The organism is Roseinatronobacter bogoriensis DSM 18756 (assembly GCF_004366635.1).
Classification (GTDB): domain Bacteria; phylum Pseudomonadota; class Alphaproteobacteria; order Rhodobacterales; family Rhodobacteraceae; genus Roseinatronobacter; species Roseinatronobacter bogoriensis.
Genome location: NZ_SORN01000013.1, coordinates 1 through 19,600 on the forward strand (window position 1 = coordinate 1; position 19,600 = coordinate 19,600).

21 protein-coding genes and 1 pseudogene are annotated in these 19,600 nt (G+C 58.5%); 3 read left to right on the plus strand and 19 right to left on the minus strand.

The genetic code is table 11. The features are described from left to right. Positions 1-369 (plus strand): hypothetical protein (locus EV660_RS17140; protein ID WP_134014098.1); only part of this gene is annotated, 369 nt, incomplete at its 5' end. Positions 370-406: 37 nt separating this feature from the next. Beyond that, complete coding sequence (locus EV660_RS17145; protein ID WP_071480066.1) at positions 407-973, plus strand: DUF3489 domain-containing protein; 567 nt, start codon at positions 407-409, stop codon at positions 971-973. Between the two features lie 11 nt (positions 974-984). Here the strand turns inward: EV660_RS17145 and EV660_RS17150 are convergent, their stop codons facing one another. From EV660_RS17150 to EV660_RS17240, 19 genes and pseudogenes are all read right to left on the minus strand, one after another. Then, positions 985-1,662 carry an NYN domain-containing protein gene (locus EV660_RS17150; protein WP_071481955.1) on the minus strand — a complete coding sequence of 226 codons (678 nt, stop codon included), beginning with the start codon at positions 1,660-1,662 and terminating at the stop codon, positions 985-987. Between the two features lie 75 nt (positions 1,663-1,737). Then, positions 1,738-2,127 (minus strand): hypothetical protein, encoded by a 390-nt coding sequence (locus EV660_RS17155; protein ID WP_071481956.1) that lies wholly within the window; start codon positions 2,125-2,127, stop codon positions 1,738-1,740. 59 nt (positions 2,128-2,186) lie between these two features. Further along, complete coding sequence (locus EV660_RS17160; protein WP_071480067.1) at positions 2,187-2,402, minus strand: DUF7220 family protein; 216 nt, start codon at positions 2,400-2,402, stop codon at positions 2,187-2,189. Continuing rightward, on the minus strand, positions 2,399-2,908 hold the full coding sequence (locus tag EV660_RS17165; RefSeq protein WP_071480068.1) for a hypothetical protein: 510 nt from the start codon (positions 2,906-2,908) through the stop codon (positions 2,399-2,401). The genes EV660_RS17160 and EV660_RS17165 overlap by 4 nt, the downstream gene beginning before the upstream one ends. After that, positions 2,908-4,254: a site-specific DNA-methyltransferase gene (locus EV660_RS17170; RefSeq protein WP_071480069.1), complete on the minus strand. Its 1,347-nt coding sequence runs from the start codon at positions 4,252-4,254 to the stop codon at positions 2,908-2,910. Before EV660_RS17170 ends, EV660_RS17165 begins: the two co-directional genes overlap by 1 nt. Continuing rightward, on the minus strand, positions 4,251-5,513 hold the full coding sequence (locus tag EV660_RS17175; protein ID WP_071480070.1) for a site-specific DNA-methyltransferase: 1,263 nt from the start codon (positions 5,511-5,513) through the stop codon (positions 4,251-4,253). The genes EV660_RS17170 and EV660_RS17175 overlap by 4 nt, the downstream gene beginning before the upstream one ends. Positions 5,514-6,087: 574 nt before the next feature. Next, positions 6,088-7,528, minus strand: a pseudogene (locus EV660_RS17180) (IS1182 family transposase). 251 nt (positions 7,529-7,779) lie between these two features. Next, complete coding sequence (locus EV660_RS17185) at positions 7,780-8,664, minus strand: hypothetical protein (protein WP_134014101.1); 885 nt, start codon at positions 8,662-8,664, stop codon at positions 7,780-7,782. Positions 8,665-8,814: 150 nt separating this feature from the next. After that, positions 8,815-10,884 (minus strand): ORC-CDC6 family AAA ATPase, encoded by a 2,070-nt coding sequence (locus tag EV660_RS17190; protein WP_134014103.1) that lies wholly within the window; start codon positions 10,882-10,884, stop codon positions 8,815-8,817. After that, complete coding sequence (locus tag EV660_RS17195) at positions 10,842-11,858, minus strand: phosphoribosyltransferase-like protein (RefSeq protein WP_071480073.1); 1,017 nt, start codon at positions 11,856-11,858, stop codon at positions 10,842-10,844. The genes EV660_RS17190 and EV660_RS17195 overlap by 43 nt, the downstream gene beginning before the upstream one ends. Then, a complete protein-coding gene (locus EV660_RS17200; RefSeq protein WP_157798885.1) occupies positions 11,843-13,093 on the minus strand; it encodes a DNA cytosine methyltransferase in 1,251 nt (416 codons plus the stop codon). Before EV660_RS17200 ends, EV660_RS17195 begins: the two co-directional genes overlap by 16 nt. 214 nt (positions 13,094-13,307) lie before the next feature. Beyond that, positions 13,308-14,543 (minus strand): type II restriction endonuclease, encoded by a 1,236-nt coding sequence (locus EV660_RS17205; RefSeq protein ID WP_071480075.1) that lies wholly within the window; start codon positions 14,541-14,543, stop codon positions 13,308-13,310. Beyond that, a complete protein-coding gene (locus EV660_RS17210; protein ID WP_232727341.1) occupies positions 14,544-14,981 on the minus strand; it encodes a very short patch repair endonuclease in 438 nt (145 codons plus the stop codon). A 31-nt stretch (positions 14,982-15,012) separates the two neighbouring features. Continuing rightward, positions 15,013-16,239, minus strand: a complete 1,227-nt coding sequence (gene dcm / locus EV660_RS17215) for a DNA (cytosine-5-)-methyltransferase (protein ID WP_071481957.1) — start codon at positions 16,237-16,239, stop codon at positions 15,013-15,015. A 151-nt stretch (positions 16,240-16,390) separates the two neighbouring features. Continuing rightward, on the minus strand, positions 16,391-17,104 hold the full coding sequence (locus EV660_RS17220; protein WP_071480077.1) for a hypothetical protein: 714 nt from the start codon (positions 17,102-17,104) through the stop codon (positions 16,391-16,393). Next, complete coding sequence (locus EV660_RS17225) at positions 17,101-18,138, minus strand: helix-turn-helix domain-containing protein (RefSeq protein ID WP_071480078.1); 1,038 nt, start codon at positions 18,136-18,138, stop codon at positions 17,101-17,103. The genes EV660_RS17220 and EV660_RS17225 overlap by 4 nt, the downstream gene beginning before the upstream one ends. After that, positions 18,135-18,557: a VRR-NUC domain-containing protein gene (locus EV660_RS17230; protein WP_071480079.1), complete on the minus strand. Its 423-nt coding sequence runs from the start codon at positions 18,555-18,557 to the stop codon at positions 18,135-18,137. The genes EV660_RS17225 and EV660_RS17230 overlap by 4 nt, the downstream gene beginning before the upstream one ends. Next, positions 18,554-18,823: a hypothetical protein gene (locus tag EV660_RS17235; protein WP_071480080.1), complete on the minus strand. Its 270-nt coding sequence runs from the start codon at positions 18,821-18,823 to the stop codon at positions 18,554-18,556. Before EV660_RS17235 ends, EV660_RS17230 begins: the two co-directional genes overlap by 4 nt. Further along, entirely contained in the window at positions 18,820-19,083 is a 264-nt protein-coding gene (locus EV660_RS17240; RefSeq protein WP_071480081.1) for a helix-turn-helix domain-containing protein, read from the minus strand. Before EV660_RS17240 ends, EV660_RS17235 begins: the two co-directional genes overlap by 4 nt. 199 nt (positions 19,084-19,282) lie before the next feature. On the opposite strand from EV660_RS17240, the gene EV660_RS17245 reads away from it, so the two are divergent. Then, a complete protein-coding gene (locus EV660_RS17245; RefSeq protein ID WP_100319050.1) occupies positions 19,283-19,555 on the plus strand; it encodes a hypothetical protein in 273 nt (90 codons plus the stop codon). Positions 19,556-19,600 lie beyond the last annotated feature (45 nt).

Below are 19,600 nucleotides of genomic sequence, written 5' to 3' on the forward strand. Positions count from 1 at the left end.
CCCGACCACGGGTTCTTCGGCACCCTGACGACTTGCCCCGAGCGCGACCGGCGCAGCGTGGAGGTCTGGGTGCTGGCCGCGACCCTGATCGCCAAAGCGATCCGCGCCACCACCGAAGAGGAAATGATCGGCATCCGCGATTTTCTGGACAGCCGCATGGGTCGCCATTTCGCAGATGATGTCGTCGGCAACATGGTGGGCTGTAAGATCGACAGCGAGACCGCGATCAAATCCGCGATCCGCAGATGGCAGGACTGGCGCATCTCGCGTCAGACTGAGCGCGACGAGGGCATCCCCGAGGGCCTGCCCTATCTGACCGGCTGGGTTCAGCATTTCGCCGTCGCCGCAAGCATGGCCGAGAGCGACTGACGCAACCCCGAAATCCCCATCACGACAGGAGGCACAGATGCCCAAACTGACCGACACCCAGACCATCATCCTCAGCCGTGCTGCCACACGCCCCGGTAATCTGGCCATGCCACTGCCCGAGGGACTGCATGGCGCAGCCGCCAAGATGGCCGTCAATCGCATGATCACCAATGGCTGGGTTGAGGAGGTCGATGCCGACCTGCGCAAAGGCGAGCCGCTTTGGCGCGAAACCGGCGATGGTCACGGCACCACGCTGATCGCCACCGAAGCCGGGCTGGCCGCCATCGGGATCGAGCCAGTCGCGGCTAGCGCCGTTGCCAGCGCGCGCAAAGGGAAGCCGCAGATGGTTGCAGAGCTCGCGCCGACGACAGTGACCAGCGACACGCCGAAACCCGTCGCCATCCGCGCTGGCACCAAGCAGGCGCAGATCATCGCGCTGCTGCAGCGGCCGGAGGGCGCATCCATTGCCGAGATTGTCGAGGCGACGTCGTGGCAAGCGCACACCGCGAGGGGGGCAATTTCCGGAGCGCTGAAGAAGAAGCTGGGGCTAAACATCAATTCCACGAAAGAGGAAGGTCGTGGATCAGTTTACAGGATCGGGTAAGCGCCAAATTGTCAGGCGACGGCTGCAAAACCCTCTGGCCGGAACCTCACCATTGCGTCAGGGCCGCGCGGATCAAGATCGAACAGAGCGGGCCGTGCATTCAGATAGCTGCGCCAGGTCTTTTCCGGCAATGTGCTGATCTTGATCCCATACGCCACATGCATTCTCGGGGCGAGATCAGCAATGCGCATGCCAGCCCCCTTCTTGCTGTGTTCAGCAATCATGGCCCGGATTTTCAGGTCCATATCCGCGATACCTGATTGCGCTTTGGGCACCAGTTTCACTGTCGGTTTCGCGCCCAGTTCGACAAAACTCGAACAACTTGCCCTGAACATATGCGGCGCTTTCGCTTCACCAACACCGATCACCTTGGCACCGAGTTCGCGCAATCGCACCGCAAGATGCGTGAAATCGCCATCCGAGGACGCGATGATGAAGCGTGTTGCCGTTTTTGCATGAACAAGGTCCATCGCATCGATGGCCAGCAGGATATCGGATGCATTCTTGCCCGACCCGGCATGGACCAGCCTATACCCGATGGCACCGTGCCAGTCGGAGGCCCGCTGCGCGTCCAGATAGGCCCGCACGACAATCGGATCACCGTGCTCTTTACTGATGCCAAGGATGGCCGCGCCGTTCTTTCCGCTGATATTGTCGCCGTCCACAAGAACTGCCACTGGCTGGGTCATCTCACGCACCGTCTTTCGGGGTTTTCATCCCGTTACTGCAGGAATGCGCCCAAAATTCGGCGATATGCCGATTTCTCAGCCCTCAGACTCGTCGACTTCAACCCGATCCGCGACCTCGGGTGAGATCAGCCCGGCATGAAACGCCAGCAGGATCAGTTTCGCGTCCAGTGTGTCGCCTTCGTCCATCGCGGCCTCCACACGCTGATCCGCGCGCCCGGCTTCCTCGGAGCTGTTGCTGTCGGCGAATTGCTCATGCCCGAGGATGCAATAGGCCAGCAGCTGCGCGGCATCCGCGAAAGCGGCTTCCTGCGTTTGCGCGGCGGCATGCCTCTTCGTCAGCTGAATCACGGTCAGTTTGACAGGTTCCGGCACGATCAGAGGATGCAGGCCCGCAGCCCGGAGCGCATCATCCAGCGCGCGCATTGCGGTCGAGCGACCGAGGAACATGTCGAAAAAGCGTATCATGCCCACGTCAATATCAGGTCTCGCGCAGGGCGACATCTGCATTCTGGCTGACCACTGCATCACAAATGCGTCCAGCGTTCGAACAGCCTGCGCAGTGCGTAGCCCCGGATCAGCGAGATCGCGGTGAAGATCGCGCCCAGCGCCATGTTCTCACCAAGGCTGGGATGCAGCCCGAACCATGGAAACACCACGATCTGCGTCGCGACCGCCAGCGCATAGCCCACGGCGACATTGGTGATGGCCTCGATCAGTGACATGCGGCGCGACTGACTCACATTACCGGTCCTGTGATCTGTAATTCCTCACGGTGTACCTTGGCGGTCTCTGTCGCCTGCAGGTCATTGAGCACGCGTGCCGAGATCCTGCCGACATTCACAATGATGCAGGCGCTCCTGTTCGGCGTGATCAGGAGTTCATCGTATTCGGTGTGGCGCAGGAACTCACACGTGGTCTCGATGTTGAAATGGTCATCACTCGGGCGGATAAGCCAAAGCACCCCAGCGCAGTCGTCCGGCGCGTCAATGCTGCCCCGCAGAAACGGAGACAGGTGTTCTTGCACCTGCCCAAATGCGATGGACGGACCAAAGCCGAGCCTGCGCAAGTCCTGTGCCACCGCAATTGCGACTACGTCTCTCCAGCTGTACCAGCGCGCCTGTCCCGGCTTCGGCGTGTTTTCAGGCCGAAAGTCATTTCGAGATATGGCCTGGTTCAGGTCCGCGCGCGTGATCGGAATGATCCGTATGAGGTCGGCGTTTCGCCAGATCGGGGTGTCGATGATCATTACTGTTTTGTCTCGTTGCGATTTTCCAATTGCGCCTTTCGCCCGGTCGCCATCTCCCACCGCCGGACGGCGACGTCGCAATACACAGGATCCAATTCTACCGCGAAACAGCGCCGCCCGGTGCGTTCCGCAGCGATCAGCTGGGTGCCGGAGCCGCAGAAGGGCTCGAACACCAGGTCGCCCGGATCGGTGAATGCCACCAGCACCGCCTCGACCAGCGCCACCGGAAACACGGCTGGGTGCGATCCGGCCGCGCCCAGCCCGCCCTTGTGGCGCATGATGCGGAAGACGCTGTCCGGAATGCGGTGGCTCTGGATCGCGTTGCCGGTGCCCGTCTTGGCGTGGACCGTGCCGTCGGCCCCGCGCAGGCCGCCGCCGCCAAGGGTTTCGCCCGCGTGCTTGGATGGAACGGTCTTGTGCGGTTTGCGGGGCGCGCGGTTGAAATGGAAGATGAACTCGTGCGACGGGGCCAGGCGTCCATTCCAATCGCCTGGCAGGCCGGGCCCCTGATCCCACACATACCAGCCGAAGCGCCGCCAGCCCTGCGCGCGCATCCAAAGGGTCCAGTCCTCCCAATAGGGGATCCATTCGCCGTCGCGATGGACGAGGCCGAGGTTGACCAGTAGCTGAGCATCGGCGCTGACCGGCGCTGTGGCGAACACACCCTGCATCAGCGCATCCCAATCGCCCACCTTCTCCTTCGCCGCGCCATAATCGCGCTGCTGCGCATAGGGTGGGGAGGTGAAGAGGAGCGAGGCCTGCGCCCCGACCATCAGGCGCGTAACTACCGCCGGGTCGGTGGCATCGCCGCAGATCAGGCGATGGTCGCCCAGCGCCCAGATATCACCCGGTCGCGTAATCGGTTCCGCCGGGGGCTCGGGGATGGTGTCGGCCGTGTCATCGTCAATCGGCGTGCGATTGTCATCGGCATCGTGGAGCAGCGCGTCCAGCTCATCCTCGGGGATCCCGATCAGCCCGAGGTCGAAATCCTCGGCCAGCAACCCGCGCAGTTCCTCCAGCAGCAGCGCCTCGTCCCACCCGCCCATCTCCGTCAACTTGTTGTCTGCGATGCGATAGGCGCGGCGCTGCGCCTCGGTCAGATGGTCCAGCACGATGACGGGCGCCTCGGCCAGCCCCAGCTGTGCGGCAGCAAGGACGCGGCCATGGCCTGCGATCAGCTCGCCGTCGGCAGCGACGAGGCAGGGGACGGTCCAGCCGAACTCGGCCATGCTGGCGGCGATCCTGGCAACCTGATGCGCATCATGTGTCTTGGCATTGCGTGCGTAGGGTTTGAGGTGATCCAGCGGCCAGAACGCGATCTGGCTCGGGCGCAGCTGCATCGTCATGCCGCCAGCCGCTTTGATTTCAGGGTGGCGAATGTCTCGCCGGTCTCTGCCAGCACGGCGTCCTCGCCGGTGAAGGCCTGCCAGCGCTCGATGGCCACATCGACATAGGCCGGGTTCAACTCGACCCCGAGACAGACACGGCCTGTTGTCTCGGCAGCAATCAGCGTTGTGCCGGATCCCATGAAGGGTTCATACACCGCCTGCCCGGGGCTGGAATTGTTCAGGATCGGGCGGCGCATGCATTCGACCGGCTTTTGCGTGCCATGCACGGTGTCGGCGTCTTGATCCCGATTGGCGATCTGCCACAGCGTCGTCTGTTTGCGGTCTCCGGACCAGTGGCCCTTGCCCTTGGCGCGCACCGCATACCAGCAGGGTTCGTGCTGCCAGTGGTAATCGCCTCGGCTGAGGACCAGCCGGTCCTTGGCCCAGATGATCTGCGACCGGATCACGAAACCCGCCGCCAACAGGCTGTCGGCCACGGTCGCGGCGTGCAGCGCGCCGTGCCAGACATAGGCGACGTCGCCCGGAAACAGAGCCCATGCCTCGTGCCAGTCGGCGCGGTCGTCGTTCAGCACCTTGCCGGTGCGTCTCGTCTTGGCCGCGCCAGCCTGGTTCCGCCATGAGGGGTCATACTCGACGCCATAGGGCGGGTCGGTCACCATCAGCAGGGGGCGCACATCGCCCAGCAACCGCCCGACCACATCGGCGGAGGTGCTGTCGCCGCAGATCAGCCGGTGCGGCCCCAGCTGCCACAGGTCGCCCGACACCGACACCGGCGTGACCGGCAATTCGGGCACATCGTCCTCGCCCTCGACAGGGCCATCGCCGCCCAGCGCCTCGGGGTCTCGCAGCAAGGCGTCGAGGTCATCATCGCTGATGCCAAGCAGGGTCAGGTCGAAAGCCTCGGCCAACAGCCCCGCGATCTCGTCGCGCAGCATAGCCTCGTCCCAGTCGCCCAGCTCGGTCAGCTTGTTGTCCGCGATGCGGTAAGCGCGACGCTCGGCTTCGTCCAGATGCGCCAGACGAATGACCGGCACCTCTGTCAGCCCCAGCATCGTGGCGGCCAGCACCCGGCCATGGCCCGCAATCAGTTCACCATCGTCGGCCACCAGGCACGGCACGGTCCAGCCGAACTTGGCCATGCTGGCGGCGATCTTGGCCACTTGGTCGTCGCCATGCATCTTGGCATTGCGGGCATAGGGGCGCAGCCGGTCGATCGGCCAAGTCTCGATCTGGCTCGGCGCGAAGACGAGGTCCATGGGGCGGGGCTCGGAATCTGGGGAGGGAAAATGAAAAACGCCCGCGAGGGATATCCTCCGGGCGCAACTCTTCGATGATCAAGGGATAGGTCAAGGGGGCTAGAAAAGTCAAACCATTTTTGTGCCTGGAATCAATACCTTCCGGCAAGTCGCCGTACAGGTGGCTTCCTGAGGTGGCTTTGGTGGCCACTGGATTCCGCCGGATGGATTCCCTGGCTTCCAGAAGGAATCCACCTTGGCCAGCGGCGTGGTCGTATAAGCTTCTGATATTGAGTCAGAATTTTCGGCATGGCTAACGGGGTGGATTCCAAGTGGATTCCCCGGTGAAAAGGCCAGACGCTGGAAAACTTGCGCGCTCAGCCCCCCCGTATACGGATCCGGCCCAGGAGGAACCATGGGAGGGGTGACGTTCTACGGCCGAGGCTGTGTGGGAACTCTCGGCAAAAACCACTGTGCGGTGCGATGGGCTTGGAAGATGTGCTTTTGCTTAACTGGGCGCCCCCAACCCGCCACGCGCGTGCGTGTTAGAGCTTATCAGGGTGTTTTGACTGGTTTTGGGGCGATTTTCACTCCATCAGACGGGGATAGGCGCCATCAGCCGCTTGATCCCGACCAGGGCGATCATGCGCTTGATGTTATAGGCCAGCACGTTCAGCGCCATCTCGGTGCGCACGTTCTTCAGTCGGCGCATCAGGAAATGGGTGGTGCCCATCCAGGCCTTGATCGTGCCGAAAGGGTGCTCGACCGTGCTGCGGCGCAGGGTCATCGGATCAGTGGCACTGCGCAGACGGTCGCGCATTTCGTCCACCAGATGCTCGTATTCCCACCGGGTGACCCGGCGCTCCGTGCCCGTGGTGCAGCGTGATTTCACAGGGCAGTGTTGGCATTCGTTGGTCCAGTAGCGCGCGACCTGAAGCCCGTCCTCCTCCGCGCGTGTAGCGGTAGGTCAACTCGTCCCCTGTCGGGCAGATATAGACGTCGCGCTCGGCATCATATTTGAAGTCAGCCTTCACATGCATGCCCTTCTTGCGATTGCCCGAGGTCGCGGGGCGCGGCATGGTCACCGCAATGCCCACCTTGTCGCAGGCGACAATCTCGGCACCACTGAAATAGCCCTTGTCGGCCAGAGCATGCAGCTTTTCGCGCCCGAGCGCATCCTTGGCCGCCATCGCCATCGGGCTGAGCTGGTCACGGTCGAACCCCTTGTTGGTGACATCATGGGTGACGATGATGCGGGTTTCAGTGTCCACGGCGCATTGCGCATTGTAGCCCACCAGACCGCTGTTGCGCGCGCTGGTGGCCATGGCGCGAGCATCGGAATCAGTCAGGGAAATCTGGCCATCCGGCACATCGACCAGCGCCTTGTCCATCTCCTTGAGTTTCTTGATTTCCTGCTTCAGCCGCCCATATCGCTGCGAGAGGTGCATGACCTTCTCGGCCCGCGCCTCGCCTTTTTCCTGCCGGTCGATGCGCACCATCTCGGTGATATAGCGTTCGACATCGGCCTCCAGATGCGCAAGGCGGTTGGCGATCTTGCCCTTGGTGAAATTCTTGTCGCGGTTATTCTTCGCCTTGAACTTGCTCCCGTCGATGGCCACGCACTCACCCTTCAGCGTGCCGATCCGGCGGCACAGCTCCACAAATTGCACGCAAGTCTTGCGAATGGCCCCACCGTTGTCGCGCCTGTAATCGGCAATCGTCTTGTGATCCGGCACCAGCCGCCCGAGCAGCCACATCACCTCGGCATTGCGCCCGGCTTCCCGTTCCAGCCTGCGGCTGGACGGGATGCGATTGAGATATCGATAGATGAACAGCTTCAGCAGCACTGACGGATGGTATCCCGGTCGCCCTGTCCGCGCATGCGCCGCGCGCGTGAACTCAAGGCCAGCCAGATCAAGTTGGTCGACAAACAGATCGACCACTCGAAACACGTGATCCTCGGCGATCCAATCCTCAAGACGGTCAGGAAACAGCGTCACCTGATCCCGATCAACCCCTTCAATGAAACCTGACATACATGCACTCCCGCGATACAGGAAGCATACCACATCTGGGTGTTTTTACACAGCCTCGGCCCATAGCAGACCCGATAAGACTGAATTGCTGCGACTGCAATCCGGGTTTCGGACACTCGCTGCAGCTGAATACTTACGGCAGTCTCACACTGAGCGGCACTACATTCAGAATCCTCTTTTAGATAACTATCGACTCGGCGATTGGCTTTTGTCATGGGGGGCGAGGTCGTTTGCTGCAGAGCAGAAATACCCTAGTAAACAAAGCGCCCATCAAGTTTAACACAGTAGGCGTTCAGTACCCTGTGCCCATCGATTTCACGAACACCTGTTGAATACTCGGGGTTGTAATAGGTTGGCTGAGTATAATAGACGCCCGTTTGGTTTGGATGGTGAGAGTACTTTGCCGCATAAAGTGCCATCGCCAAGGAGACTGGCTTCGGTCCAAATGGAGCAAGTATTAGACCTTGTTCACCGTGTTCTCCTATGCCCAGTAGTGCTTGGTATACTTCAGGTACATTAATCCCATCAACCCTTGTAACTGAAAGCCGACCGGAAGCGGGGTTGGGGAAAATACCTCTGATGAAACGCCAATTCCGAGCTACCCGGTCAGCTTCAGCAGGAAAAGGAAACAGGAAATTCATTTGAGTCTCATCAAAACGCCCCGCGTCCACAAGATCAGGTAGACCCAGCGGCTCATAGCCAATACCAACGACAACTTTTCTATTATTTTCATCTCGAGGAGAGATGCGAAATCCTGGCAGAGCTTCCCAAGGGTCTGGGTTTTCAGCCAAAGGTTTCTGAGAATAAGTGCTAGGCTCTCCATAGGTGAAAACAATGTTTCGCGGCAAAGCAAACTCGCCAAACAACAACTTCGTAAGGAAGAAGTAAACCTTCTTTGGAAGTGAGGTGATATCAATAATGAGGTTTCTATTGCCAATCCTGTTCAGGAACTCACGCAAAACCCTCTCATAGCCTGAGAAAGGATCGATCAGGCCGTGCACGGTGATCGATTGATCTTGAAAGTCAAGGCCAATTATGAATGCTCGGTTGTCGGCTGTCTTTTGCTTAATTTCATTTGTCGATACAGATGGTGGGTCAATGATCTCGAATACGAGTTGTGGGCCTGAAATATCCAACTCATCAAGGCAATTAAAGACAGCTCGGCAACGATATTCGTGAGAGCAACACGCGATCAAAGACCACTCCGACCCGTGTTGGCTCTCTAGAAGCTGATCAAATCTGCCCCATGGCCTGAATTCGCCGTGACTTCCCAACATGCGTTTAACTTACTCTTCGAATGGAAACTGAAGCTGATCTGTGTCTCGCCGCTCTTGACGGGCGCGATGAATTGTTTTCGCTTCCACGCTGATTCCGCTCGTCACAACACCCGATTTCTCCATCCAAGCAGAAATTTCTCCAATCTTCGCGTAGTATGGTTCTTTTGTATGTGCAGCAGGAATCTGAAAATGTGGAGAAAGGATTGGCGAGAGATACCACTTTTCACTTTGACCACGAGATCGCGACTTAGGGGTGTGTGAGCGACTCTCCAACACTCCGAATGCAACACAGTCCGAAAGAAAGTCGTCTATAGCAGGTTCATCTTCAACACTCCTTAGTGGAAGCGTAAACCCGTTGTTCCCCGGGTATGACATGTTTCGATCATGAATCAACTGCTCCCTAAAAAAATTACCAAGCTCATTTATGAACCGATTGCGATCATCCCCTCCCTTTGGCTCCGCCTTGATTTTTCGAAACCAGTAGTCACTCGCTGAGTTGATCCCCAGCGTTTGGGTAAGCGGATTAATGTCATTTGGAAGGTTGAGTGGCCCATCATCGAGAGATCGTAGAAGCTCCGCCCAAACAAACTGGCACATGCTGAGAAAGGTCAGAATATTCCGACCTGCCAGATTCACGATATCGCCAGAGCCGTACCAGACCATTTTTTGTCCGCAGGATGAAAAGACCTGCAAGAGGGCTTGCTGTTTGCGCTCTTTCTTCCACCATTGGCGAGACGCCCAAGGCTCTTCAGCAACCTCGCCAGCCGATATCTCTTGCTTCTCCGAGTTCTGGCGAATCCACGCCTCACCCAATTTTGCAGAGATCGGGTCTCGTTTTGCGATGTCGATCAATACGTCCCTTATCTCTCGGTCAAAAGGTACGGTTCGTGAAACGACATTTGCCCTACTTTTCGTGATGAACTTCTCCACCTTCATTTCTGGTGTGGCGCGAGGACCAAAAAGTTGCCGGACGGCCCTCTTGGCTACATTGCTATAACCCGCTTCCAGCAATCTTCGTCGCAAGACATCGTCACAAAACTCCGGGAACAGTGAAACGCGATTCTCTCTTCCTTGAAGTAAATCGTCTAGGTTAACGACATTCACTTCTCTCATTTCTTCGACGGTCGCGCTTCCTCTGAGGCTATGGATACCTTTATCCAGAGAGTACAGCCTGGCGCCTACTCTGTAGGAGACACGATCATCCCTGTTTCCCAACATCTTCCAAATGACCCGTCTGAAAACAGGTCGTCTGGATTCGGATATGTCTTGTTCTAAATCCATCAGGTCTTCAAACTGATCGATCGTAACAAGAACAGGGACATCACCGGGGAGGATACCGACATTCCGGAGACAATCTGCTGCTACAGCGATCGGTTCTCCTGCTCCAGTTTTTGTTCGAGAGAACTCTTCTGGAAAGTCAGAATTATAGTTCAAGAAATTCTCATACTTCCTGATCCTGACTTCAATCACATTTTTGAGTCTTTCAAAAGTGCTAACGCCGTCAAGAGCGCCGTGCCAACAAGCGTCAACGGCCAGGCGAACTGCAAACTTGTCCAATAGCGTGGAGTGAGTATTTAGTCCAATCTTAGACGCCAATAGTTCTCCGTTTGACGAAAAGAGCAGCTCAATTTTCTCAAGCAGATCTGATACAATCCAATAATTTAGGAAGTCCGCAAAGTACAATCCAATAACTCTCTCATTTCCTTCGGGGACGCCCTCAATCGCTCTCTGTCCAAATAGAAGGGCACCGCTGGACCTGAGAGTAATGCTCGCGGACACGAAGCGTGAACAGTGCTGGGGCAGAGGCCACTCACGATCATTGTTGAGATACTCAATAAGCACTTGCGGTTCGAGCAAATTGAGTAGCGCGGATTTTCCAGAACCTTGCAGGCCACAAAGGACGACATTACCGGGTTCAAACAATCTTTGGACCAAGCTTTCTTTGAGGAGTACGGGGCTGAACAGACTCACAAATTCACTCGCAGAGATCGACTCCGTGCGGTACAAGCTGTTGAAAGGATTTAGAGAGTTTTGCTTCATACCGGCAACCGAGAGCTTCTCAAGAATAGTGGCTGCCAAGAGTTTTCTCTCCGTTTATGTATCGCTGGGACTGAGTTATCTGGACAGTTTGTGTAGGGTACTATGAAACCGCCAGTTTGTCGGTAACCAAATGGCCCGTACTCTTGCGGACCTCCTTCTATTAGCGGATGAATCTTCTCCAACAGTCTCCTAATCCTCGGGAAGTCTGGGTGCTCTCCTGCGACGGCAGTGGGTGAAATAAAGAACCGTTCGTCAAACTGCATTACTGGACTATAGCTAAAGTGATTCGCGGCATTGCTTCTGATGCGCGCTTCTCGATCGCCCTCAGGGCAGATAAACAAAGGACACAGCAAAACGTTGACGTCAGGACCCAAAGACACCGCGAGGTCTACGGCATCGAGCATTTGAGAACCTGAACCCACAAAGTCCTCAAGGAGAACCAAGTTCCTTCTGCGTAAATTGCCATTATTATCTTCGTCTAAAACTTCTCTACGGAACGTGGCGGCGTCCCAGTTCGTAGTGTTGCCTTCCCATTTATAGCGCAAAGCTTCAGTTTGGATCAGATTTGTCGTGCAGAACGCACGGATACCAAAGCTGTCCGTGACCTCAGTATATCTGGTCGCCGCTAGTTCAAATTCTAACAATTGATTGGCATTGCCTTGAAATGGATTGATGTTCGCCACCCTCATCAACCACTGCATAATGTGCTTACTGTAGGCGGTTCGATATGCTGCCTTTTGTTCTGCGCGTCCTATGAAAAAAAGGTGCGAAAGTAAGCGATACAAGCCTTTTCGGTCAGGGTCGTTGTTAAGGTTTCCAATCCAATAGGCTAAACGAGTCCCAAAATTTGCGTGGCCACCATGCTCCGTAACTTCGTACTCATGGAACAATTCCTGCTCCAAGTACTCCAAGTCTCGTTTTAGTTCCTCGATGCCATCTGTACCTTTAGGGTCTTCCAAGCACCAGCGTTGCAAAACTTCTCTGAATTCCACCCTAGTCACATCGCGGCCCAACTTTTACTGATAGCCCCCGCAACTAGCTTCGCAAATTTTGGGGGGACTGCGTTTCCGATCATCCGATACTTGGTTGTCTTTGTTCCATCAAATTTGAAAGTATCACAGAAGCTCTGTATCCGAGCCGCTTCACGCACAGTAAGCCCGCGATTTTGCTCTGGATGCAGGAAGTATCTCGGTTGTCCGAAGCGGGTGTCAACGGTTGGCGAAACGTCATCCCACTTCAGGCGACGGAACTTTCCATTGAACGTATTCCGAAGATCAATGAGATCTTCTATTCTTCTCAGGTAGCCTTTTTGCATTAGGGCTTGGACGACGTCATGGGTATCAGCCCCGAAAAACTGTGTGAGATCAACAAGTGACACTGGGTCAGCGTCTCCGAAATCTCGCGTTCGGTTTTGTCGTCTTAGCTTAACGATCGTTTCCAGAAGTTTCACCTCGTGACTGCTTACCGCCCCAAATACCTCCGGGATGTCCCAAGTGTGAACTGACGACAAACCACTCCTTACATTTGACAGCTTTTGCCCTGGCGCGATTTTTCGAGCGATCAGGGCGTCGGTCGAGTTTTCGAGTAGTGGTTCCGGATCGAAGTCACACGCTTCGTGAACACCGTTAAGCACGTCTCCGATTGAACGACGTTCTTGGCATGGAATCTGCAGAGAGATGTGGGCGGATGACCGTACGGCGAGAATTAATACTCGCACCCGTCTTTGAGCAATCCCATAGTCCGATAGCCTGTAGACCGACGATGATACTGAGTACCCGCCTCCTCTCAGCAGCTCGACAGTTTTGTCAAAGTGTTTGGAGTTCTTTGCACTCAACAATCCTCGAACGTTCTCAATCACCACCACTTTTGGCTTCGCCAAAGTTGCGATTCTCGCAACGTTCCAGACGTGATCGTTGCGTTTGTCGTCAGGATTGTTAGGGCCAGCAGTTGAGAAGCCTTGACAGGGCGGCCCTGCTGCAATGATATCAGCCCCCTCGAGAAGAGGAAGATGCTGTTCACCAAAGGTAGCCAAATCCATGCATTTGGTCTTTGTGCCGATGTTCTTGGCCAAGACATTTAGGGCAGCTTGATCGTGGTCGATGGCACAAACACCTTTCAAACCAGCGTCATGGAAGCCTTGGTCAAGACCACCACAGCCGCTGTAAAGGCTTGCATAGCTTATTTGTGTACCATCTAAGATGATTGTCTCTTTCCGTTGTCTGCTGATGAAGGAAGCTTCTGTCTTCAACAATAGCTGCTGAACTAGCTGATTTAAACAGCTATTTTCGAGTTCTTGGCTCTAAAATTTGGAGCTCGTAGAGGTCATAGGCTATCCGCATAGTCGGGTTTGCTAGCATTTGAAATCATAACTTCAGCGGGTGGAATGGGTCCGCTTTGGGCCATCAGTCTAAACCCTTCGCATCTGCGGCGAACTTCCGCTTTCCCGCCCGCTATCACTATCATCACAGTACTCTCCTATCGACCAAATTCAAAAAGCTAGCCAGATCTATCAGCCATGCCTGCTGCGGCTCGCGGTAGGTATCATGCAGCGCAGCTGGCAAGACCAGCTGAAGTTGCGACGCCTGCATCTCGTTCGTCTGCGCCTCAGAGATAGCCGGCTCCAGTGTCAGCAAATGCTTTGGCGATATCCTGTCGGCCTCTGCCAGCACCTGTCGCCATCGATCCTTGCAGCTGGTCTTGACGGCCAGCATAGTCAGTTGTGTTGCCGGAAACTCCGGGTCGGCATACTCAGCTTCACCTGGAAACAGAAAGTCTGCGGCGTTGCGTTTTTCTGTCGTGGCCTCGCGGCGATAGCGCACGTCATGTGCCCTCAGGATCGCCTCAACATGATGGCCGAACGCCCAGCCCGCGCGCGACTTGCGCCGGTTCTGCACCGACAGCGAGAATGACAGAAACCCATCGACATCGACCGTATCACCATCGCTGAAGCCTTCAGTCAGCCGCCCGGCTACGATGCGCCGCTCAAGGCTGCGAAACAGCGCCTCTTCATGCTCCATCCAGGCGATAAGCGCGGCATCAGGATCCCCACGCGGATCGATGCCCTTCAGTGTCTTGCGCGCGAATGCAGAAAACTCCGCAGTGCCAGGAAACTTCAGGCCATAGCGATCAACCAGCCTGTCCAGCGCATCTGGTTCAGGCTCTTCGGGCTCGATCCCGAGCTCGCCGAGGATGAATTTCGCCGCAAGGTCGATGTCGCGGCCGCCATCGGCTGGCAACGCGCGTTGATTGAGTTCGTAGCCGTCTGTCAGGCTCAGTCCGAACAGCCAGAGCAGTTTCTGTTCGGTGCTGCTCCCCGCCGGGCAAAGGATCGCCAGCACTCTGCGTTCAGCGGTCATGCACAGAAACAGCGTATCCCCGTCGCGAGCGCGGTGGACGACCGGTTCTGCTGCTGCCGGGTAATAGAGGCGATACTCAGGACCCCGGTGTCCCTTGCCGCGCCGGCTGTCATACCACGTGCCATGCAGATCGAGTCGGTCAGGTTCCTCCTGTTCGTCATCCATCCAGATGTAGGTGACCGGGACCTGCTCTTTCTCCGACGGAGTTCCCAGGAACACGCGAAACGCATCCACCCCCTGAAACTCGTGCCCGCGCGAAACAGCCGGATCGATTTCGGTGCCACGCAGCACTTTGGCGCCTGCGCCTTCGAAATACTGCGAGAGATAGCCACGTGCCGCCATTCAGTCCCCTTGGCCTGTGGCGGCGCTGTGCCCGCCCAGATCAAGTACACTCTCGCCCGAACGCAGCCAGTTCGCAACAGCTGCAATCATCGTTGCGGGCTCAAGGCGGCCCCGGCCTTTGATCGCACATTCCCAGACAACGCCAGTGCGCCATCCTGTTTCCTGCAGCGCGGCGATGGCGCGCTGATCACGGGCGATATTCGCCCCGATCTTGTCGCGCCAGAACGCTTCGCGCGTCTTTGGCCAGCGGAACAGGTCGCAGCTGTGTCCGTGCCAGAAGCAGCCATTGACGAACAGGACCGCCTGAAGCTTCGGAAACACCATGTCGGGTCTGCCGGGAAGATGCTTGCTGTGCAGCCTGTAGCGAAATCCCAGCGCATGAAGGTCACGCCGCAGCACGAGCTCTGGCTTCGTGTCGCGCCCGCGGATCGCTGCCATGTTCCGGCTGCGCGTTTCCCTGTCGTGAACGTCAGCCAACTTTGTCGAGCAGACGTGTTCCGGTGCCAGCCAGCTTCAGAATATGCGGTCGCATGATGCGCGACACCTCGGCGAAGACCGGAACTGCCACCGAATTGCCGAACTGGCGATAGGCCTGTGTGTCGGAAACGGGGATCCGGAAATTCTCGCCGTAGCCCATCAGGCGCGCGCATTCCCTTGGGGTCAGTCGGCGCGGATTGCGACCCTCTCCCTGGCTGACCAGAATTTCCGAGCCATCCTTGTAATAGCGGGCTGAAAGCGTGCGGGCGATGCTGTCGCCGTCGACCAGACCAAAGCCAAACCCGTTTCCTTTCGCGCGGTGCTTTGCTGCATATCCCTGCAGATAGGCCCAGAGCTTGTCGGTCAGCGTGTAGCGCGGGTCGACCGCTGCATCCGGCCCGACGGTAAAATGGCTTTCGGGTGCCTCAGAGCCATTCTCCGGATGCAGGATATCGCGCATGCGCCGATGGCCGCGTGGTGGAATGATCATGTCATCGAACGAGAACGGCACGTCCTCCCGAAACCCGACCATGACGATACGCTCACGGTGCTGCGGCACGAAATGCGCTGCATCGATGATCCGGGTATGCAGCTTGTAGCCGAGCTCGTCTTCGAGCGAGCGCTTGATCACAGCAAAGGTCTTGCCCTTGTCGTGGCTTTTGAGGTTCTTCACATTCTCCAGCAGGAAGGCAGCTGGCCTGTGATGCATAAGGATGCGCAGCACATCAAAAAACAGCGTGCCCTGCGTCTCGTTCAGAAACCCGTGCTTCCGATTCAGCGCATTCATTTTTGACACACCGGCGATCGAAAAGGGCTGGCATGGGAATCCCGCTACGAGCACATCATGCGCAGGGATGTCGTCTGCATTGACCAGACGGATGTCACCTGCTGGCTCGCGGTTGTCCGGAAAGTTTGCCTGATAGGTGGTCCTTGCAAACCTGTCCCATTCCGAGGTGAACAAACAACGGCCGCCTGCCTGCTGCATGGCCAGTCTGAGCCCGCCAATTCCGGCAAAGAGATCAATGAAGGTGAAATCACCGCCCGGGAGCTGTGCCTGCCGCGCGGCTGTTTCCTGGCGCAAAAGGCGCAGAACGCCCTCGCGCGGGGTTTCCTCGCCGCGCTTCCACCGATAGATGTGACCCTCGGAATATCCGAGTTTTTCGGCCGCTTCTGCGACGGGCCATCCTACCTGCTGCAGCAGTGTCGCGAATTCCGTCATATCAACCGTGGCTCCTGCTGGGGTATCGCCCAAGCCCTGGGCCGATTTCTGACATATTGCGCAGGTTCGTCCCAAATGGCAAGAACAATCCAAAAACATATGCTCATGATCGGCGATTTGTGTGAACTGCCGTAAGGCCGGGACGATGCTGTCATCTGAGGCCATTGCGCGGAGCACCTCCGGACGATTGGCCGAGCCATGGTTGCGATTTCGGCATCGCAGCCGAAATCTCCACATCCCGCAGCATCCGCCCCTCGATCAGCCCGTCCCGCACCCAGCCCAGCGCTTGCCACCAATCCTCATAGGCGCGCCGAGCCCCATCGATCTGCTTCTGATCCGGGGAGAACCGCACCGGACAGGCGCGCACCTCGACACTGCGCCATTTGCCCTTGATCAGCACGCGCTCGTGGCCGACGACCTCACTGGTGGCGCGATCCCCATGGCGATTGCGCTTCATGTCGACCGGCAGGCAGCGCGGCACTGCACCGGGCATCCAGTCCGGTGTCAGCCCGGCGCGCGCCAGTTCTGCCAACCGGATGGCCATGCGCTTTCCGCCCAGATTGTCAGGGACCCCGGCAACGGTTGCTGCGATCACCTCGGCATCTTCATGGACGTAGCAGCCGATCTTGTGCTGCCCGCCATCGACCTTGCAGCCCAGCGCGGCGCGTTGCAGCAGGACGTATTCGAGGCCGAAGCCGAAGCCTTCTTCTTCGATATCCGAGGGGGGCGGTAGCTCGAGCTGGGCTTTCTCAATGCGAAATGCCCATTCCAGCGCCTGCTGCACGCTCATGGCCCGTTTCGCCTTGCCGCGCGCATGCGCGCTGGGCGTGGACATGCGGGTCAGTCTGCGATCGATCCGGCTCATCGCACACCCCGCGCGCGCAGCCGCTCGACAGTCACCAGCCCCCGTTCCAGCATCGCGTCGCGGATGCTGTTGCTGATGGTGTTGGCGGGCAGGAAGCGGTCAGAATTGACCAGTTCGGCATAGAAGGCGGCTTTCTCGTCGGCGCTGGGCATGGGGCCAGGACTACGGTTTTTTTGCCGGGACCGGCCTGCGGTGTTCGCTGACCCGTTCATGGCAATCCTTGCGCCAGTCTGCTTCAGGCGCTGCGAAGCCCTCTGCATGGCGCGGTCGAGCGCCTTGGGCCCATCGGGTGGTTCAGGATGGGTGCGCCGCGATTCCCCGGCCACTTCGATGATTGCAGCCTCGTCGAGCCCCAGATCGTCGCGCCAGCGGCGGACATGCTCGCGCGGTGGCCAGCCTTGCCACCAGCCGGGCAGGCTCGTGGGGTCGAGGCCCAGCGCCTTGAGCAGCTCTTCGAAAAAATCATCCGGGATGGCCTCGCGCGCCCGCGCGTCCTCCTCCTCCTTTACTGGTTTACTTAAAGGTTCCCTTACAGGGTTAGTGTCCGGATTCCGGACACGGCTTTCGGCATTTTCCGGACACGGGTCGGGGGTAAAATCGGACACGGGTCGGGCCGCACACCCGTGTCCGGAATTGAGACACGGCTCTGCCATATCCGGTGTTTCAGCGTCGAATGGCCCAATATCTGCGACGCCTGCGGCATCATCTGCATGTCCATGTCCGGTTTCCGGACACGGGTCTGGCGCATGCGGTGTGAAGCCCGGCTCGAAGCCCAGAATGTAGCGGGTGGGCATCTGCCGCTTGGTGACGGGATGGATGCGCGGGACGCGACGCAGCAGGCCGGCCGCTTCCAGTTGACCGATATGCTCGTTCAGCGTCGAGCGGCTGATCTCGCAATCATGGGCCAGCCGCTCCTGCGAGGGGAAGCAGCCGTAATCCGGGTTGAACCGGTCGCAGAGATGCCAGAGCACGATCTTGGTGGTCGGCTTCAACCCGCGCTGCTTGATCGCCCAATTGGTGGCCTCGTGGCTCATGGCGCAGGCCTCCCAGATTGGCTGACCGCGCGCTGACCCGCTCCGGGCTGGACGACCCGTGTGGTGAAGCCATGATCGGCCAGCGCTCCCAGCGCGTCATCGAGGCTTCGCACCAGCGCCCAGCCGTGCCCCTGCGCCAGAATGGCATCGCGAAACGCCTCCTGATCCGGGCTGAGCCTGCCCTTGAGGGATTTCAGCTCCAGAAACAGCACGCGCCCATCGCAAAGCACCATGAGATCGGCAAAGCCCGGATGCACGCCCATGCCGACAAGGATGGCCTGGCGTTTCGCGCCGCGCGGGCCGGGTTCGGTCACCTCATTGGCGCAGTGGTGGATGATGGCCGTGCGGGGCAGCGCAAAGCGCAGGGCTTGCACGACTGACCGCTGCAGATCGGCCTCAGGTGTGCCGCGCCGTTTCATCGCCGGTCCTCCCGGTCGTGCCGGTGACGCCCAGCGCGCAGGGGCGATCTGGCATCGAGCACGACCAGCAGGATCCGCGCATCCTTGCGTTCTTCTTCGGTCTCGCCATGAAGGGCGAGCACATTGCAGGCGAGCCGGATCAGGTGATCGGAATGGTTCACCACATCGGCCACGACCACGCGCGCCTCGCGCAGCCGTTCGCGGGTCCAGTCCTGGCGCGCCTGTTCGCGCTGGCGGTGCTTGCGGTAGGGCAGGGGAATGGTCATTGACGTGCCCCCCGGCGCGTGTGGCCCTGATCAGCACCTTCGAGCTTTTCCAGCCAGGCCAGCACTGTGCTGCGCCGGTAGTAGATTTTGCGCCCGGCGCGCACGCAGGCCGGACCGCGACGCGCATTTGTCCAGCGGCGCAGCGTTTCCTCGCAGACGCCCAGTTCCTCGGCCAGCTGGCTGCGGCTGATCCAGCCCTGCAGCAGGCCGCCTTTCGCGCTGCCAGGGGATGAAGCGGGTGTCGGATCCGGTCGTGTCATCGGCGCTCTCCTGATTTGGGCCCGGGTCGGGCGATGTCGTCAGGCATCTCAAGCACAGCGTCAGGGGTGGCAGGGTGGCAGTGACCGGCAGTGACACAGGGGGGCGTTGCCACCCCCGTGCCACCCCTTGTTTTATTGAGTTCTCGTGATTTCTCGCCGCAACGCGGCAGGATTTGCAAACTCTGCAAAGTCATTTCTGGTGCTGCAGCACGCAGGCCGCCGCGCCACATTCGGGCACATTCGCCAGCTTACAGCGAAGCAGGCAGGCGCGGGCGCGCTTTTGGGCCACATTCAGGGGGTGGCAGGGGTGGCAGTGACCGGCAATGGCGTGCCGGTTTGCGTGCCTGCCTATGATTTCATTGAGGTTTTGATGGCTTCGGCCAAATCGGGCGACAAAGCCCCAGCTACGGCTGGTACCGCGCTCTTGCAGTTGGTGCGCGCGAAGCCGCAGCTTCGCGGCAAATCTCCATAAAACAAGGGGGTGGCACGGGGGTGGCAACGGGCGGCCAAGACACTG

Coding starts and splice junctions, on each gene's coding strand:
- EV660_RS17165 (WP_071480068.1), bottom strand. CDS start 2,908: ATGATCATCGACACCCCGATCTGGCGAAACGCCGACCTCATACGGATC.
- EV660_RS17150 (WP_071481955.1), bottom strand. CDS start 1,662: ATGACCCAGCCAGTGGCAGTTCTTGTGGACGGCGACAATATCAGCGGA.
- EV660_RS17155 (WP_071481956.1), bottom strand. CDS start 2,127: ATGATACGCTTTTTCGACATGTTCCTCGGTCGCTCGACCGCAATGCGC.
- EV660_RS17210 (WP_232727341.1), bottom strand. CDS start 14,981: ATGGCAGCGATCCGCGGGCGCGACACGAAGCCAGAGCTCGTGCTGCGG.
- EV660_RS17175 (WP_071480070.1), bottom strand. CDS start 5,513: ATGGACCTCGTCTTCGCGCCGAGCCAGATCGAGACTTGGCCGATCGAC.
- EV660_RS17235 (WP_071480080.1), bottom strand. CDS start 18,823: ATGACCATTCCCCTGCCCTACCGCAAGCACCGCCAGCGCGAACAGGCG.
- EV660_RS17230 (WP_071480079.1), bottom strand. CDS start 18,557: ATGAAACGGCGCGGCACACCTGAGGCCGATCTGCAGCGGTCAGTCGTG.
- EV660_RS17145 (WP_071480066.1), top strand. CDS start 407: ATGCCCAAACTGACCGACACCCAGACCATCATCCTCAGCCGTGCTGCC.
- EV660_RS17240 (WP_071480081.1), bottom strand. CDS start 19,083: ATGACACGACCGGATCCGACACCCGCTTCATCCCCTGGCAGCGCGAAA.
- EV660_RS17220 (WP_071480077.1), bottom strand. CDS start 17,104: ATGAGCCGGATCGATCGCAGACTGACCCGCATGTCCACGCCCAGCGCG.
- EV660_RS17205 (WP_071480075.1), bottom strand. CDS start 14,543: ATGGCGGCACGTGGCTATCTCTCGCAGTATTTCGAAGGCGCAGGCGCC.
- EV660_RS17170 (WP_071480069.1), bottom strand. CDS start 4,254: ATGACGATGCAGCTGCGCCCGAGCCAGATCGCGTTCTGGCCGCTGGAT.
- EV660_RS17225 (WP_071480078.1), bottom strand. CDS start 18,138: ATGAGCCACGAGGCCACCAATTGGGCGATCAAGCAGCGCGGGTTGAAG.
- dcm (WP_071481957.1), bottom strand. CDS start 16,239: ATGACGGAATTCGCGACACTGCTGCAGCAGGTAGGATGGCCCGTCGCA.